Raw genomic sequence first — 15,332 nt, 5'->3', positions numbered from 1 at the left:
TTTGCCGTCGGCGGTGCTTCCCGTCAGGAATTTGCCGGTCCGGCGTGTGGCAACGGCCATGTCCCCGACCCCGTCGTCGTTCCTGAACGGCCGCGTCGTCGCCGCCGTCGTCCTGCAGGTCGTCGGCTACGCGGCGCTTCTCGTGTTGGTCCCGCACGGCAGTCCCACCGCCCTCGTCGAGTCGCTGTCCGCCGTCCCGCCGGTCGTCCTCATCCCGCTGGCGGTGCTCGCGCTCCCCGCGACGGTCCTCGCGGTGGTTTCCGGCGTCGCGCTCGGCGCCGTCGGCGTGGCCCCACAGTCGATCCCCGCCATCGCCCTGACGCGGGGCGACGTACTCTTCTTCCTCGGCGCCTACCTCGTCGGGGTTGCCGCGGCGTGGGCGGACCGTCGGCCGACTGCGACGGCCTGACCGGCCGTCGCGCCGCGACGAAACACCCAACCGGCCGGCTGCCCTCTCGCCGCCCATGGGCGAGCAGACGACGGCGCTCAGCAAGCGCGAGGGGTGGCGAAGCGAGGGCTACGCCGCCCGCGTCCACTACGAGGGCGCGACCGAGCAGTACAGCGTCGAGTACTACGAGCCGACCGGCCTGGTCGTCTACTGGCGGGTCCGCGGCGACGGCGAGGCGGTGCCGGTCACCCGCGAGTCGGTTCCGGGACCGCTTCGGCAGCGCATCCGGGAGGACCTCTCGGCGGCCGGCGTCGACCCCACCGCCGAGCGGGAGACGCTGTAACCGGACCTCACAGCAGCGAGAGCGACCCGCCGATGAGGCCGATGACGATCAGGAACCGGCCGACGCTGCCGGCGAACGTCGCCAGCGCGAACTTCACGTCGTCCTCCTCGATGACGGCGAAGGCGTACACCGAGATGGTGTCCGGGAAGAACGGAACACAGAGCGCCAGCGCGAGACCGACGTAGCCGAACTCCCTGGCGATCTCGACCGTGCGTTTCTCGGACCACTCGATGACGTCGAAGCGGGACTCCCGGAGCCACGACACCACCGGCCCGGAGTGTTTGACGCCCTGTCCGACCTTGAACGCGACCACGCTCCCGGCCGCCTTCCCAACGGAGGCCACCAGAACGATAACGGACAGTTCGATCCAGTAGGGGAACCCGATGTCCAGCGGCGTCGCGAGCACGATTTCGCTCGGGCCGGGCAGGACGAACGCGATGAGAAACGAGTACGTGAAGATGATTCCCAGGCCGGGCCACCCCGTCGCCGACTCGACCAGTTGCTCGGTCGCGTGAAGCAGGTCGGCGAACGTCACCACGAGCATCGCGTCCGCTACGACCATCGGGAGGGTCCGCTCCGGGACGGTGTGCTTCTGGGCTGGTCGACGACGGTTGCGTCACGACGCCACGTTCGGGGACTCGGCGTGCGTTCGAGCGGTGCTGATGCAGGCGGGAAACCCATCCAGTAGTGGGTTCGCGCCGCCGCTACTTGAACCTGAACGTTTCGAGGTTCTTCGGTGCGAACGTCCGCATGTTGAACTCGTGGTACAGCGCACTGGAGAGGTCCTGGACGGAGGACTCGTCGCCGTGGACACAGAGTACCTTCTCGGGGCGTGGGTTCATCGTGCGGACGAAGTTCTCGAGGCCCTGGCGGTCGGCGTGCCCGGAGAATCCGTCGACCGTCTCGACGTCCATGTTCAACTGCAGCGTGCTACGGCCCTCGACGCGGTCGTTCATCGGAATCTCGTCCCAGCCGTTCTGGATGCGGCGGCCGAGCGTCCCCTGTGCCTGGTAGCCGACGAAGGTCAGCGTCGAGTCGTCCTCGGCGCCGACGTGGTCGAGCCACGACATGATCGGGCCCCCCTCGATCATCCCCGATGTCGAGAGGATGATGCAGGGGCCGCCGTCGGCGACCTCCTGGCGCTCCTCCTCGCCGCCGTCGATGTGGTTGAACTGCTCGGCGAGGAACGGGTTCTCGTCGTCGTGGAAGATGCGGTCCCGCAAATCGTCCCGGAGGTACTCGGGGTAGGTGGTGTGGATGGCCGTCGCCTCCCAGATCATCCCGTCGAGGTGGACGGGGATTTCGGGGATGTCCCCCGACCGCATCGCCTCCTCCAGGACGAGCATCAGTTCCTGGGAGCGACCGACCGCGAAGGCGGGGATGAGCACCTTGCCGCCGCGGTCGACGGTCCGGTTGATGACGCGCTTCAGTTTCGCCTCGGAGTCCGCCTGGTCGGTCTGGTAGTCGTTGCGGCCGCCGTAGGTCGACTCCATGACGAGCGTCTCCACGCGCGGGAACTCGTTGACGGCGCCGTTGAACAGCCGCGTGTCGTCGTAGTGGATGTCCCCGGAGAAGGCGACGTTGTAGAGGCCGTCGCCGACGTGGAAGTGCGAGACGGCCGACCCGAGGATGTGGCCGGCGTTGTGGAAGGTAAGCTTCAGGTCCGGCGCGATGTCGGTCACGTCGCCGTACTCCAGCGGGATGCAGTGCTTGATGGCCTCCCGGACCTGCTCGGACTCGTAGGGGGGCGTCCGGCCCTCCTTGGCGGCGACGTCGAGGTAGTCCAGCGTCAAGAGGCCCATCAGGTCGCGGGTCGGCTCCGTACAGTAGATGGGGCCGTCGTAGCCGTACTTGAACAGAAGCGGGATGAGCGCCGAGTGGTCGAGGTGGGCGTGCGTGAGGACGACGGCGTCGATGTTGGCCGCGCCCGCGCCGAGCGCCTCGGGCACCTGGAGGTAGGGCACCTCGCCCTCCGCGCCGGGCTTGTCGCCGCAGTCGATGAGCACGCGCGTCTCGGGGGTGTTGAGGATGAAGGCGGCCCGGCCGACCTCCCGACAGCAGCCCAGCGTCGTGATGCGGACCCACTCGTCGTCGGACATCTCCTCGCGGTGGATCTGCCGGCCGACCCGCTCCAGGATGTCGCGGCGCTCCTCGCGTTCCTGCTTGAGGAAGTTCCGGACGTTCGAGACGGTCGAGGACTCGATGGGCGGCGTGCGGACCACCTCGGGCGTCCAGCCGACGTCCTGGGTGATCTCCCGGAGCGTCGAGCCGTGGCGACCGATGACCATGCCCGGCTTCTCGGCCTCGATGACCACCTCGCCGGTGTCGGCGTGGAAATCGAGGTCCGTGACGCCCGCCTCCTCGGGGATTATCTCCCGGATCCGGCCGCGGGCCTCCCGCGGCGGCGAGAGGACGTCCGGGTCCGGCCGGACGGTGATTCGCTTGCGGAGCTGCGAGGCGAGCCGTCGGATGAGGTCGCCGTCGCCGGCGAACTTCTTCGGGTCTCTGGTGTAGACCACGAGTTCCGGCCCCTCGTATTTCACGTCCGAGATGGAGACGTCGTTCGGAACTTCGCTCGCGATCGTTTCCTTGATATCTTCGAGTTGCCGCTCTACTGCACTCATACTATAGACCTTTGAACGTGGGTGTTCCGAGCCCCCGGTGGGTCACCGTCCACGCCGAACCGACGACGTTCACGACGAGTCTCATCGGATTGGGACGGACGGTGTCGACGTTCGACCACCGCGGGAGACACCGGAAAACCCGCTCGTACTCGGCCCTTACCCACCACTCATATAAAATCCTTCGCAAACGGTAGATATGCACGTCACTCCCGAGACGGTCGCCGACGAACACGAACGAATCCGCGACGACGAGGCGGTTCCGGCAGTGATAAACGACGTTCGCGCCCGGCTCGGCCCGCTGTTCGGCGTCGAGGTCGACTCCGTCACCGTCGAGGCGTACCGCCGCGAGGTCGACGCGGTGTTCGCCGACGGCGACCGCGCCGTCAACGTCGCCGCGCTGTCGGGGCTGCTCCGCGAGCTGGACTGCACCGACGACTACCCGGGCTTCGTCGTCGACGAGTTCCTGGGCCGAAAGCTCGCCTCGACGGTCGCCGGCGGGGAGCCGCTGGCGCTGCTGGCCGAGGCGACGTTCCACTTTGCGGATGTCCATGTCCACGGCGACGGGCCGGCCGGCGCCGACGACCGCGAGGCGGCGCTGGCGACGGGCTTCCAGACGCGGCTTCCCGGCTGGACCTGGCGGGAGGGAGACAGCCCCTTCGCGGTCGATTCGGAGTGACTGGGACGGGATTTTTGACCCGTCCGACCGCGGTGCCCCCATGGAGCGAGTCGAGATAGCGGAACTGGAACGCGAACCGCACCCGATGGGCGTCAACCGCGAGCGCCGCGACGTCGGTGCCGCCCTCGGCACCGAGGAACTGGGCGTGGTCCACTACGAACTCCAGCCCGGCGAGCAGTTCTCCGGTGGCCTCCACACCCACCACGACCAGGAGGAGGCCTTCTACGTCGTCGAGGGGACTGCCACGTTCGAACACGGCACGGACGAGGACGAAGTCGAGGTCGAGGCCGGCGAGGTCGTCCACTTCGAGCCCGGCGAGTTCCAGTGCGGCCGCAACAGGAGCGACGAGCCGGTGGTCGCCGTGGCGCTGGCGGCGCCCGGCCGCCGGCACAACTGGGAGGACCTCGAGTCCTTTGCCCCCTGCGGGGAGTGCGGCGAGGTCACCTCCCACGGCGTCCGCGAACCCCAGGAGGCGTTCGTCATCTACTGCAACGAGTGCGGCCACGAGATGGAGATCGCCTGACCGACCCGCGGCCACCAGACCTATCACTCCGCTGTCGAATCCGTCGTGTATGCGACGACGCCAGTACCTCGCCGCGACGGGGAGCACGGCACTCGGAATCGGCCTCGCCGGCTGTCTCGGCGGTACCGGTGGCGGCGACGGCTCGACGGGCACCCTCGCCACGCAGGTGACCGATCAGCCCGGCGACATCGGGGACTTCGAGTCCTGCGTCGTCACCATCACCGAAATCCGGGTCAAGCCCGCCGGCGACGGCGATGATGACGGGGACGACGAAGCCACGGCGACGCCGACCGGGACCGACGGCACGGCGACCGACGCCGACGACGGGGATGAAGACGACAATGACGAGGACGACGATGACGCGGGCGTCGAGACCTACGACGTCGACGACGTCGAGGCCGACCTGGTCCAACTGCAGGACGGCGAGACGGACCTCGTCGCCGAGCAGGAACTGGAGACCGGCGACTACGAGTTCCTCCAGCTAATCGTCACCGACGTCGACGCGACGCTGTCGGGCGGCGGGGACGCCGAGGTGACGACGCCGGGCAACGCGCCCCTGAAGTTCGACCAGTCCTTCGAGATCCGGGCCGACACCCGGACCGTCTTCACGGCGGACTTCACACCGGTAAATCGGGGGCAGACCGGGCGCTACCTCCTGAAACCCGTCGCCTCCGGCACCGAGGTCGCCTACGAGTAACGGTCGGCCCGGTCCGGACGGCCCGAAACGACAACACCTGTATCCCCGCCGGCGGTAGGTCCCGGCATGCCCTCACGACGCGAGTCGTTCTCCGAAGGCGTTCGGGCGGTGGCGCCGGTGCTGGTCGGCATCGTCCCGTTCGGACTCGTCGCGGGTGCGGCCGCCGTCGAGGTCGGACTCTCGGGACTGCAGGCGGTCGGACTGTCGGTCGTCGTCTTCGCCGGCGCCGCCCAGCTGGCCGCCATCGACCTGCTGGGCGGGGACGCGCCGCTGGCCGTCGTCGTCGTGACGGCGCTGGTCATCAACCTCCGGATGCTGATGTACAGCGCCTCCATCGCGCCGCACTTCCGGGACGCTGCGACCCGGTGGCGCGCCGGCCTCGCGTACCTGCTGACCGACCAGGCCTACGCGCTGTCGGTGACCCGGTTCGGTGCCGACCGGCCGGTCCGGAAGCGGTGGTACTACCTCGGAGCGGCCCTCCCCCTGTGGGCCGTCTGGCAGGTCTGTACCGTCGCTGGCGTCGTCGTCGGCGCGCGGGTCCCCGACTCGCTGCCGCTGTCGTTCGCCGTCCCGCTGACCTTCCTCGCGCTCCTGATGCCGGCGGTCACCGATCGGGCGGCCGGCGTCGCGGCCACGGTCGGCGGCGTCGGCGCCGTCGTCGGCGCCGGCCTGCCGCTGAACCTCGGGCTGATAGCCGGCGCCCTCGGGGGCGTCGTCGCCGGCCTGCTCGTCGAGTCGGGGTGGCAGCGATGACGCCGCTCGGCGTCTGGGCCGTCATCGCCGTCGTCGGCGCCGGGACCTTCCTCATCCGGTTTTCCTTCATCTACCTCTTCGAGTACCTCTCGGAGGTGCCCGAGGGCGCGGAGCGGGCCCTCCGGTTCGTCCCGGCGGCGGTGCTGGCGGCGCTCGTCGCCCCCGCCGTGGTCGTCGTCGACGGCACGCCGGCGGTCGGTATCGGCAACGAGCGCCTCCTCGCCGCCAGCGTCGCGGCGCTGGTCGCCTGGCGGACCGAGAACGTCCTGGCGACCATCGTCGTCGGCATGGCCGCGCTGCTCGGACTCGGGACCGTGATGTAATTGGAAATAGTTCCTCCTCTGTCTCAGATAATCGCTTAAAGTTACGTCTCTGGCGTCCGTCCGTTCCAGTATGGGTTTCTCGCGCCGGCAACCGCACCAGGACCTCTCGCGGGCGGTCGCCAAGACGCTCGGCTACCGCCTGCTGATGGTCTGTATCACGGTCGCCGTCGCCTTCCTCGTCGTCGGCGACGTCGGGCAGGCGCTCAGCATCGGTCTCGTCGCCAACCTCGTGAAGACGGGGACGTACTTCGGCTACGAGCGACTCTGGGACCGCGTCGACTGGGGCCTGTAGCGACCGGATTTCCGCCTTCCGCCGACTTTTGCGGCCGCCGGCCCTACGCGCGGCATGGACACTGCTGTCGTCTGGTTCCGCGACGACCTGCGGGTGACGGACAACCCGACGCTGGCCGACGCCGTCGCGGCGGCCGACCGCGTCGTGCCCGTCTACACCTTCGACCCGCGTCGGCGCGGCGACGGCGAGTACGGCCCGGCGAAGCACGCCCCCCACCGGACCCGGTTCCGCCGGGAGGCCGTCCTCGCGCTGCGGGGGGCCCTCCGGGAGCGGGGCGGCGATCTCCTCGTCCGCGAGGGTCGCCCCGCAGACGTCGTTCCGTCCGTCGCCAGCGAGGTCAGCGCGGACGCCGTCTTCGCGGCGACGAAGGCGGCCCCCGAGGAACTGGCCGCCGAGTCGGCCGTCCGGCGGGCGCTCGGGGCGGGCGTCGACGTCGAGCGCCGCTGGACGCACACCTTGTACCACCCGGAGGACCTGCCGACGCCGCCCGCCGACATGGACGACACGTTCACGCCGTGGCGGAAGGCGGTCGAGGCGGCCACCGAGGTCCGGGCGCCGGTTCCCGCCCCGGAGTCAGTTCCGGTTCCCGACGGTCTCGCGGCCGGCGAGGTGCCGACCCTGCCCGAACTCGGCGTCGAGGCGCCGACCGACGACGACCGGGCTGTCCTCCGGTTCGAGGGTGGGGAACCCGCGGGGATGGCGCGCGTCGAGTCGTACGTCTGGGAGGGCGACCACCTCCGGGAGTACAGGGAGACCCGGAACGGCCTGCTCGGCGCGGACTACTCCTCGAAGCTCTCGCCGTGGCTGGCGGCCGGCTGTCTCTCGCCGCGCTGGGTTCACCGGGAGGTCGAACGCTACGAGGCCGAACGGGTCGCAAACGAGGACACCTACTGGCTCGTCTTCGAACTCATGTGGCGGGACTTCTTCCAGTTCCAGTTCCGCAAGCACGGCGCCGCGTTCTTCGCGCCCGGCGGCATCCGCGACGCCGACGCCGGGTGGCGCCGGGACCGCGAGGCGTTCCGCCGGTGGGCGGCGGGCGAGACGGGCGTCCCGTTCGTCGACGCCAACATCCGGGAGTTGAACCGGACGGGCTACATGTCCAATCGCGGCCGCCAGAACGTCGCCTCGTTCCTGGCCGACGCCCTCCGAATCGACTGGCGGTGGGGCGCGGCCTACTTCGAGTCGCGGCTCGTCGATTACGACGTCGCCTCGAACTGGGGCAACTGGGCCTACCAGGCCGGCGTCGGCAACGACTCCCGGGACCGCTTCTTCGATGTCTGCTCGCAGGCGGAGTACTACGACGACGACGCCGAGTACGTGAAGACGTGGCTACCGGAACTGGAGGGGCTACCGCCGGAGTACGCCCACCGGCCGTGGCGACTCTCCGAGGGGGAGCAGGCCGACTACGGCGTCGGACTCGGCGTCGACTACCCCGAACCGATGCTGGACGTCGAGGCGCGCTACGAGGAACTGGCGTGAGTGCGCGCCGACCTATTTCTGCCACTCGTCGTCGAGAACGGCGTACACCTCCCGGTCGACGTACTCGCCGCCGACGAAGGCGTCGTCCCGTTTCGTCCCCTCGTGGACGAAGCCGAGTTTCTCGACGACGCGCTTCGAGGCCTCGTTGTCCGCGACGATGGTCGCCGAGACGCGGTGCAGCGCCAGTTCCTCGAACCCGTGGGCGACGGCGAGGCGGGCGGCCTCGGTGGCGTACCCCTCGCCCCGGCGGTCGGGGTGGACCCAGTAGCCGAGATTAGCCCACCCCCGCCGGTCGTCGATGGGAGCCAGCGAGACGTCTCCGACCCGCTCGTCGCCCGTACAGACGAGCAGGTGCAGGACGTCGCCCCCCGAGATGGCGTCGAAGCGCTCGTCCTCGTAGCGCTCGCGGTTGTACGGCAGGTCGCCGCCGGCGTACCGGCGCACGCCGGGGTGGTTCATCCCCTCCTGGAGGAACTCGACGTCCTCCCGCTCGACGGTACGCAACCCGACGTCCTCGCCGTCGACGAAGACCGGTCCTGGCATGGTCGTCAGGGGGGTCGCGGCCGGACCACAAGTAACCACCTCCGGCGTGGCAACCGTTCCCGACGATACGCCGGGTTTAATACCGCGCTGCGGCACCCTCTTGGTATGAGCGGCGAGCAGGAACTCGGCATCACCGAGTCGAAGGAGCACAGCCCCGGCGAGTGGTACGCCGAGGTCGTCCAGAAGTCCGGCCTCGCGGACTACGCGCCGATGGGCGGGTTCATCGTCACCCGGCCCCGCGGGTACGCGGTCTGGGAGCACCTCCAGGACCACCTCGACGGCTGGTTCAAGGAGACCGGCGTCGACAACGCCTACTTCCCGATGTTCATCCCCGAGTCCTACCTCGAACGGGAGAAGGACATCGTCGAGGGATTCGACCCCGAGGTGGCGTGGGTGACCCACGGCGGTCACGACGAACTCGAGGAGCGACTGGCGGTCCGGCCCACCAGCGAGTCCATCATCGCGCCGTTCATGTCCCAGTGGGTGCGAAGCTACCGGGACCTGCCGCTGCGCCTCAATCAGTGGTGTTCGGTCGTCCGGTGGGAGGCCACCGAGACCAAGCCCTTCTTCCGCACCAAGGAGTTCCTCTGGCAGGAGGGCCACACCGCCCACGCCGACGAGGACGGCGCCTGGGAGGAGACGATGACCCGCCTCGGGCAGTACGAACGGCTCTACGAGGAGGTGATGGCCATCCCGAGCAGGACCGGCCGCAAGCCCGAACACGACAAGTTCCCCGGCGCCGACACCACCACGACCATCGAGGCGCTGATGCCCGACGGCAAGTCCGTCCAGGCCGGCACCTCCCACTACCTCGGCACCTCCTTCGCGGAGGCGTTCGACATCACCTACACCGACGAGGACGAGGACGAACGGACGGCTCACACCACCTCGTGGGGGCTCTCCTGGCGGGCGATGGGCGCGCTCATCATGACCCACTCCGACGACCAGGGGCTCGTGCTGCCGCCAGCGCTTGCGCCCACGCAGGTCGTCGTCGTCCCCATCTGGCAGGCCGACACCGAGGAGGCCGTCAAGGAGTACGCCGCCGACCTCGCGGCCGAACTGGACGCCGAGTACCGCGTCGAACTCGACGACCGCGACGAGCGCAACCCCGGCTTCAAGTTCAACGAACACGAGTTGAACGGCGTTCCCCTCCGCATCGAGGTCGGCCCCAACGAGGTCGAGGACGGCGAGGCCACGCTCGTCCAGCGCCCCGACGGGGAAAGCGAGGTCGCCGACCGCGACGGTATCGTCGAGTCCGTCGGCGAGGCACTCGACACCGTCCACGCGAAACTCTACGCCGACGCCGAGGAGAACCTTGAGGCGAACGTCCGCGAGGCCCACGGCCGCGGCGAGATACTCGGCACCATCGGTCAGCACGGCGGCTACGTCAAGACCGGCTGGTGCGGGGACGAGGCCTGCGAGGACGAGATCAAAGACGAGATCGCCGCCGAGATCGTCATGCTGCCGCTCGACGAGGACGAGGGACCGATTCACGACACCTGCGGGGTCTGCGGCGAGGACGCCGTCGAGACGGCGTACTTCGCCAAATCTTACTAACCCACTGAGGGTGTCGTAGGACCTTCACAGGGGTTGTTTTCACCCACAGTTTACAGCGTTAGCTGAAAGAACGTGCCTGCGTATTTGTCAAATCCGATCGCTCTCACTCAGCCCAATACTGGTTCTGGGACCAACGTGAGGAGAACGATCAAAACACCGAGGATGCCGAGGCCGAGTATTCGCAGTACTCCTGCCTGACGTCGTCGGTTCGGAGGAAGTGATTCGGCGACCCCGGAGAACGCAAACGCGATACCCAAAAAGAGCATGATGTGAGGGCCGTCGAGTACGATACCGAAATACCCCCACCCGAGGATGCAAACGAACGAGAAGAGCGAGAAGAGGAGACCCTTCCGCCGTCCGTCCGGCTCACGAAACAACATCCGTTGAACCGTCTCCACACGTACCGACAGAAGCTCGATTCAATAAAGGGTTCGGCTCTCCAGCAGACTCCTCGGGGAGTGTCCGCCCCAGGTGGTCGGGTTCCGCCCGGCGCGGATGTGACTGCACCACGCGGGAACGACCTTATATTTCCTTGTATGGGGTAAATCGACCATTAGTGTTTGAGGGGAAGTCTCTTATTGCGGTGTCGGCCACGGGTAGGTAATGCCTGAGCGAACGCACTCCTCTACGAGTTCGACCGGACTCGTAGACCCCGACGACGCCCGCGCCAACTGCGGCGTAGGGGTCGTCATGGACCTCGACGGGGACCGGACCAACCGACCGGTCGCCGACGGTATCGAACTGCTGGAGAACCTCGAACACCGGGGGACGACCGGCGCAGAACCCGACACCGGCGACGGCGCCGGCATCCTGCTGCAGGCGCCTCACGAGTTCTTCGACGACGAGGTCGACGCCCTCCCGGACCGCGGCGAGTACGCCGTCGGCTCTCTCTTCATGCCCCAGGACCGCGATGCGGTCGCCGGCCTGCAGGACCTCACCGAATCGGTGCTGGCCGACCACGGTCTGGAGGTGTTCGACTGGCGGGAGGTCCCGACGAACAACGAGTCGCTCGGCGAGACCGCCGTCGACTCCGAACCGCTCGTCGCCCAGTGTTTCGTCCGCTCGGACCTGGACGCCGACGCCTTCGACCGGGCGCTCTACGTCGCCCGCCGCGACCTCGAAACCACCGTCGAGGAGCGCCAGCCCGACGGCTACGGTCGCTTCTACATCTGCTCGCTGGATCGGGAGACCGTCGTCTACAAGGGCCTGCTCACCGCCGAACAGCTCCCGGAGTACTACCCCGAACTCACCGACGAGCGGATGCGGTCGACGTTCGTGATGGTCCACGCCCGTTTCTCGACGAACACGCTCGGCGCCTGGCACCTCGCACACCCCTACCGCAACATCATCCACAACGGCGAGTTCAACACCATCCAGGGCAACATCAACTGGATGCGGGCCCGCGAGGACGACCTCGAGGACCCGGCCTTCGGCGACGACATCGACACGCTGCGACCCATCATCAACGACCCCGAGCAGTCCGACACCGCCTCCGTCGACAACGCGCTGGAACTGCTGATGCAGGGCGGCCGCGACATGCCGCACGCCCTCCGGATGCTGATTCCCGAGGCGTGGCGCGGCGAGGCCAACCGCGTCCCCGAGAAGCGCCGGGAGTGGTACGACTACCACGCCTCGCTCGTCGAACCGTGGGACGGCCCGGCGCTGGTGGCGGCCACCGACGGCGACCGCGTCGGTGCCGTGCTGGACCGCAACGGCCTCCGGCCGTGCCGCTACGACGTCACGAGCGACAACCGCCTCATCATGGCCAGCGAGGCCGGCGCCCTGGAACCCGACTTCGGTGACATCGAGCGCCGCGACCGCCTCCAGCCCGGCCAGCTGTTCCTCGCCGACCCCGAGGAGGGCCGCGTCATCCCCGACGACGAGATATTCGACGAACTCGTCGACGAGAAGTACGCCGAGTGGGTCGACGACGAGCAGGTCCACCTCGACGAGATCGCCGACGAGGGGGCGGCCCCGCGGGGCGACGTCTCCGGGCTCCGCGGCCACCAGGCGCTGTACGGCTACACCCACGACGAGATGAACCACCTCGTCGAGCCGATGGCCCGCGACGGCAAGGACCCCGTCGGCTCGATGGGCGACGACACGCCGCTCAGCGTGCTCTCGCAGTTCAACCGCCCGCTGTTCTCGTACTTCAAGCAGCTGTTCGCACAGGTCACGAACCCGCCGCTGGACTACATCCGCGAGGAGCTGGTCACGTCGCTGGAGTCCCGGCTCGGCTACCAGCGGAACCTGCTCGACGAGACGCCCGCCCACGCCCGCCAGCTGGTGGTCGACTCGCCCGTGCTGCGGGACGCCGAGACGGCCGCGATCAAGGAACTCGACGGCTCGGAGCGCGACCTCTCGTCGTACGTACTGGACATCACCTTCGATCCCGAGACGGACCTCGAATCCGCCGTCGAAGCGGTTCGACGCGAGGCGACCGAGGCCGCCCGCGAGCACGACATCGTCGTCCTCTCGGACCGGGGGGCCGGCGAGGAGGCTATCCCCATCCCGGCGCTGTTGGCGACCGGCGGCGTCCACCACCACCTCGTCCGGAACGGCCTCCGGAACCACGTCGGCCTCGTGCTGGAGTCGGCCGACCCGCGGGCGGTCCACCACGTCGCCACCTGTATCGGCTACGGCGCCGGCGCGGTCAACCCCTACCTCGCCTACGAGTCCATCACCGACCTCGTGGCGGGACCGGACGGCGCCGACGAGGAGGCCGCCATCGAGGCCTACATCAAGGCCGTCGAGGACGGCCTGCTGAAGACGATGGCGAAGATGGGCATCTCGACGGTCGAGTCCTACCAGGGCGCCCAGATCTTCGAGGCGGTCGGGCTGGATTCGGAGTTCGTCGCCGAGTACTTCGAGGGCACTACCGCCCGGACCGAGGGCATCGATGTCGACGACATCGAGGACGACCTCCGGCGGCGCTACGGGGTCGCCTTCGGCGAGGACCCCGACCTCGAACACCAGGGCGAGTACGAGCACCGCTCGTCGGGGATGTTCCACGAGTGGAACCCCGAGTCGGTCGGCGCGCTCCAGAAGGCGGTCCGGCAGGGCGACTACGAGCAGTACCGCGAGTTCGCCGAGATGATGAACGACCAGACGGAGACGCTCCAGACACTCCGGGGCCTCCTGGAGTTCGATTCGGATCGGGCCCCCGTCGACATCGAGGATGTCGAGCCTGTCGAGTCGATCGTCACCCGGTTCGCTACCGCGTCGATGAGCCTCGGATCGCTGTCGCCGGAGGCCCACGAGAACAACGCTATCGCAATGAACCGGCTCGGCGGCAAGTCCGGCACCGGAGAGGGCGGCGAGCCGCCGGAGCGGTTCGATACAGAGAAGGAGTGTAATATCAAGCAGGTCGCCTCCGGCCGGTTCGGCGTCACCTCGACGTACCTCACGAACGCGGACTCACTGCAAATCAAGATGGCGCAGGGCTCGAAACCCGGCGAAGGGGGGCATCTGCCGGGCCGGAAGGTCAACGAGATGATAGCCCACGTCCGGTACGCGACGCCGGGCGTCGGCCTCATCTCGCCGCCGCCACTGCACGACATCTACTCCATCGAGGACCTCAAACAGCTCATCCACGACCTGAAGGCGGCGAACCCGGACGCCGACGTGAACGTCAAACTGGTCTCGGAGGCCGGCATCGGCACCATCGCCGCCGGCGTTGCCAAGGCCAACGCCGACGTCGTCCACATCTCCGGCCACTCCGGCGGGACGGGCGCCTCGCCGAAGACGAGCATCAAGAACGCCGGCCTCCCGTGGGAACTCGGGCTGGCGGAGGCCAACCAGATGCTCCGCTCGACGGACCTCCGTTCGCGCATCAAGGTCACCGTCGACGGCGGCATGAAAACCGGCCACGACGTCGCCGTCGGTGCCCTGCTCGGCGCCGAGGAGTACGTCTTCGGCACCGCGCCGCTTGTCACCTCCGGCTGTGTGATGGCCCGGCAGTGCCACGAGAACACCTGTCCTGTCGGCGTCGCCACCCAGGACGAGGACCTCCGGAAGCGGTTCCCCGGCGAGCCACAGCACGTCATCAACTACATGACGTTCATCGCCCAGGAACTGCGGGAGATTATGGCCGAGCTGGGCTTCACGACGGTCGACGAGATGATCGGTCGCGTGGACGCGCTGAAACAGCGCGAGGACGTCAAACAGGAGAAGGCGAAGAAACTGGACCTCTCGGCGATTCTGGCCGAACCGGCCGGCGAGGGCCGCCGCAAGACCGAACCGCAGACCCACGAGATCGACGAGGCGCTGGACTGGGACCTCATCGACGCCGCCGAGGGCGCCATCGAGCGGGGCGACCCGGTCCACCTCGACCGCGACATCTCGAACGTCAACCGCGCGGTGGGCGCCACGCTGTCGAACCGCATCTCGACGGCGTACGGCACAGAGGGCCTGCCCGACGACACCATCACCGTCGACTTCGGCGGCACCGCCGGTCAGAGCTTCGGCGCCTTCCTCCAGGACGGCGTCACGATGCAGTTGACCGGCACCGCCAACGACTACGTCGGCAAGGGGCTGTCGGGCGGCAAACTCGTCGTCAACACGCCCAACGACGCCCCCTACGAACCCGAGGAGAACATCCTCGTCGGCAACGTCGCGCTGTACGGCGCCACGCAGGGCGAGGCCTACATCAACGGCAAGGCTGGCGAGCGGTTCGCCGTCCGCAACTCCGGCGTCAAGTCCGTCGTCGAGTCCGTCGGCGACCACGGCTGCGAGTACATGACCGGCGGCGTCGTCGCCTGCCTCGGCGAGACGGGCAAGAACTTCGCGGCCGGGATGTCTGGCGGCGTCGCCTACGTGCTGGACCGGGAGGGCGACTTCGAGGAGAAGGTCAACTACGGCATGGTCTCGACGACGGACGAACTCGACGCCAAGGACCGGCGGATGCTCCGCCGCCTCGTCGAGAACCACGTCGCCTACACCGACTCGGACCGCGCCGAGTACGTCCTCGACAACTGGGAAGAGGAACTCGAGAAGTTCGTGAAGGTGATGCCGGACGCCTACGCCGAGATCATCGCCGAGCGGGAGTCCGCCGACGTCCGCAACTCGCCGCCCGAGAGCGCGACGCCCTCGGCGGAGACGGACGCGGCCGGCGGCGTCGTCAGCGACGACTGAG

The 15,332-nt window shown here is 68.5% G+C and carries 15 protein-coding genes; 11 read left to right on the top strand and 4 right to left on the bottom strand.

Translation table 11 applies throughout. From position 1 onward, the window contains the following. The first annotated feature begins 58 nt into the window (after positions 1-58). Together NLF94_RS14455 and NLF94_RS14450 are read left to right on the top strand one after the other, a co-directional pair. A complete protein-coding gene (locus NLF94_RS14455; protein ID WP_254838332.1) occupies positions 59-409 on the top strand; it encodes a hypothetical protein in 351 nt (116 codons plus the stop codon). Between the two features lie 55 nt (positions 410-464). Further along, positions 465-731 carry a DUF7538 family protein gene (locus NLF94_RS14450; RefSeq protein WP_254838331.1) on the top strand — a complete coding sequence of 89 codons (267 nt, stop codon included), beginning with the start codon at positions 465-467 and terminating at the stop codon, positions 729-731. 7 nt (positions 732-738) lie between these two features. Here the strand turns inward: NLF94_RS14450 and NLF94_RS14445 are convergent, their stop codons facing one another. Both NLF94_RS14445 and NLF94_RS14440 read right to left on the bottom strand, forming a co-directional pair. Continuing rightward, positions 739-1,293 (bottom strand): YqaA family protein, encoded by a 555-nt coding sequence (locus NLF94_RS14445; RefSeq protein ID WP_434085364.1) that lies wholly within the window; start codon positions 1,291-1,293, stop codon positions 739-741. Positions 1,294-1,435: 142 nt separating this feature from the next. Next, the gene (locus NLF94_RS14440) at positions 1,436-3,355 is read right to left on the bottom strand and encodes a beta-CASP ribonuclease aCPSF1 (protein ID WP_254838330.1); all 1,920 of its coding nucleotides are present in this window, start codon (positions 3,353-3,355) and stop codon (positions 1,436-1,438) included. 196 nt (positions 3,356-3,551) lie between these two features. Between NLF94_RS14440 and NLF94_RS14435 the strand changes: the two genes are divergently transcribed. The 7 genes from NLF94_RS14435 to NLF94_RS14405 all read left to right on the top strand — a co-directional run bounded on the left by NLF94_RS14435 (position 3,552) and on the right by NLF94_RS14405 (position 8,098). Next, positions 3,552-4,031: a DUF7984 family protein gene (locus NLF94_RS14435; protein WP_254838329.1), complete on the top strand. Its 480-nt coding sequence runs from the start codon at positions 3,552-3,554 to the stop codon at positions 4,029-4,031. 40 nt (positions 4,032-4,071) lie between these two features. After that, entirely contained in the window at positions 4,072-4,554 is a 483-nt protein-coding gene (locus NLF94_RS14430) for a cupin domain-containing protein (RefSeq protein WP_254838328.1), read from the top strand. Between the two features lie 49 nt (positions 4,555-4,603). After that, on the top strand, positions 4,604-5,251 hold the full coding sequence (locus NLF94_RS14425; RefSeq protein WP_254838327.1) for a DUF4382 domain-containing protein: 648 nt from the start codon (positions 4,604-4,606) through the stop codon (positions 5,249-5,251). A 66-nt stretch (positions 5,252-5,317) separates the two neighbouring features. After that, positions 5,318-6,004 carry an AzlC family ABC transporter permease gene (locus NLF94_RS14420; protein WP_254838326.1) on the top strand — a complete coding sequence of 229 codons (687 nt, stop codon included), beginning with the start codon at positions 5,318-5,320 and terminating at the stop codon, positions 6,002-6,004. Next, positions 6,001-6,327, top strand: a complete 327-nt coding sequence (locus NLF94_RS14415; protein ID WP_254838325.1) for an AzlD domain-containing protein — start codon at positions 6,001-6,003, stop codon at positions 6,325-6,327. The genes NLF94_RS14420 and NLF94_RS14415 overlap by 4 nt, the downstream gene beginning before the upstream one ends. Positions 6,328-6,397: 70 nt before the next feature. Then, positions 6,398-6,619, top strand: a complete 222-nt coding sequence (locus NLF94_RS14410; protein ID WP_254838324.1) for a DUF2061 domain-containing protein — start codon at positions 6,398-6,400, stop codon at positions 6,617-6,619. Between the two features lie 54 nt (positions 6,620-6,673). Further along, complete coding sequence (locus NLF94_RS14405) at positions 6,674-8,098, top strand: DASH family cryptochrome (protein ID WP_254838323.1); 1,425 nt, start codon at positions 6,674-6,676, stop codon at positions 8,096-8,098. 12 nt (positions 8,099-8,110) lie between these two features. Here NLF94_RS14405 and NLF94_RS14400 read toward each other — a convergent pair whose 3' ends face one another. Continuing rightward, entirely contained in the window at positions 8,111-8,641 is a 531-nt protein-coding gene (locus tag NLF94_RS14400; protein WP_254838322.1) for a GNAT family N-acetyltransferase, read from the bottom strand. A 105-nt stretch (positions 8,642-8,746) separates the two neighbouring features. Between NLF94_RS14400 and proS the strand changes: the two genes are divergently transcribed. Beyond that, positions 8,747-10,198 carry a proline--tRNA ligase gene (gene proS, locus NLF94_RS14395; protein WP_254838321.1) on the top strand — a complete coding sequence of 484 codons (1,452 nt, stop codon included), beginning with the start codon at positions 8,747-8,749 and terminating at the stop codon, positions 10,196-10,198. 107 nt (positions 10,199-10,305) lie between these two features. On the opposite strand, the gene NLF94_RS14390 is transcribed toward proS, so the two are convergent. After that, positions 10,306-10,596: a DUF8011 family protein gene (locus NLF94_RS14390; RefSeq protein ID WP_254838320.1), complete on the bottom strand. Its 291-nt coding sequence runs from the start codon at positions 10,594-10,596 to the stop codon at positions 10,306-10,308. Between the two features lie 205 nt (positions 10,597-10,801). Between NLF94_RS14390 and gltB the strand changes: the two genes are divergently transcribed. Further along, positions 10,802-15,331, top strand: a complete 4,530-nt coding sequence (gene gltB / locus NLF94_RS14385) for a glutamate synthase large subunit (protein WP_254838319.1) — start codon at positions 10,802-10,804, stop codon at positions 15,329-15,331. Position 15,332 lies beyond the last annotated feature (1 nt).

This window comes from Natronomonas marina (assembly GCF_024298905.1).
GTDB lineage: Archaea > Halobacteriota > Halobacteria > Halobacteriales > Haloarculaceae > Natronomonas > Natronomonas marina.
This window is presented reverse-complemented; position numbering and strand designations above follow the sequence as displayed.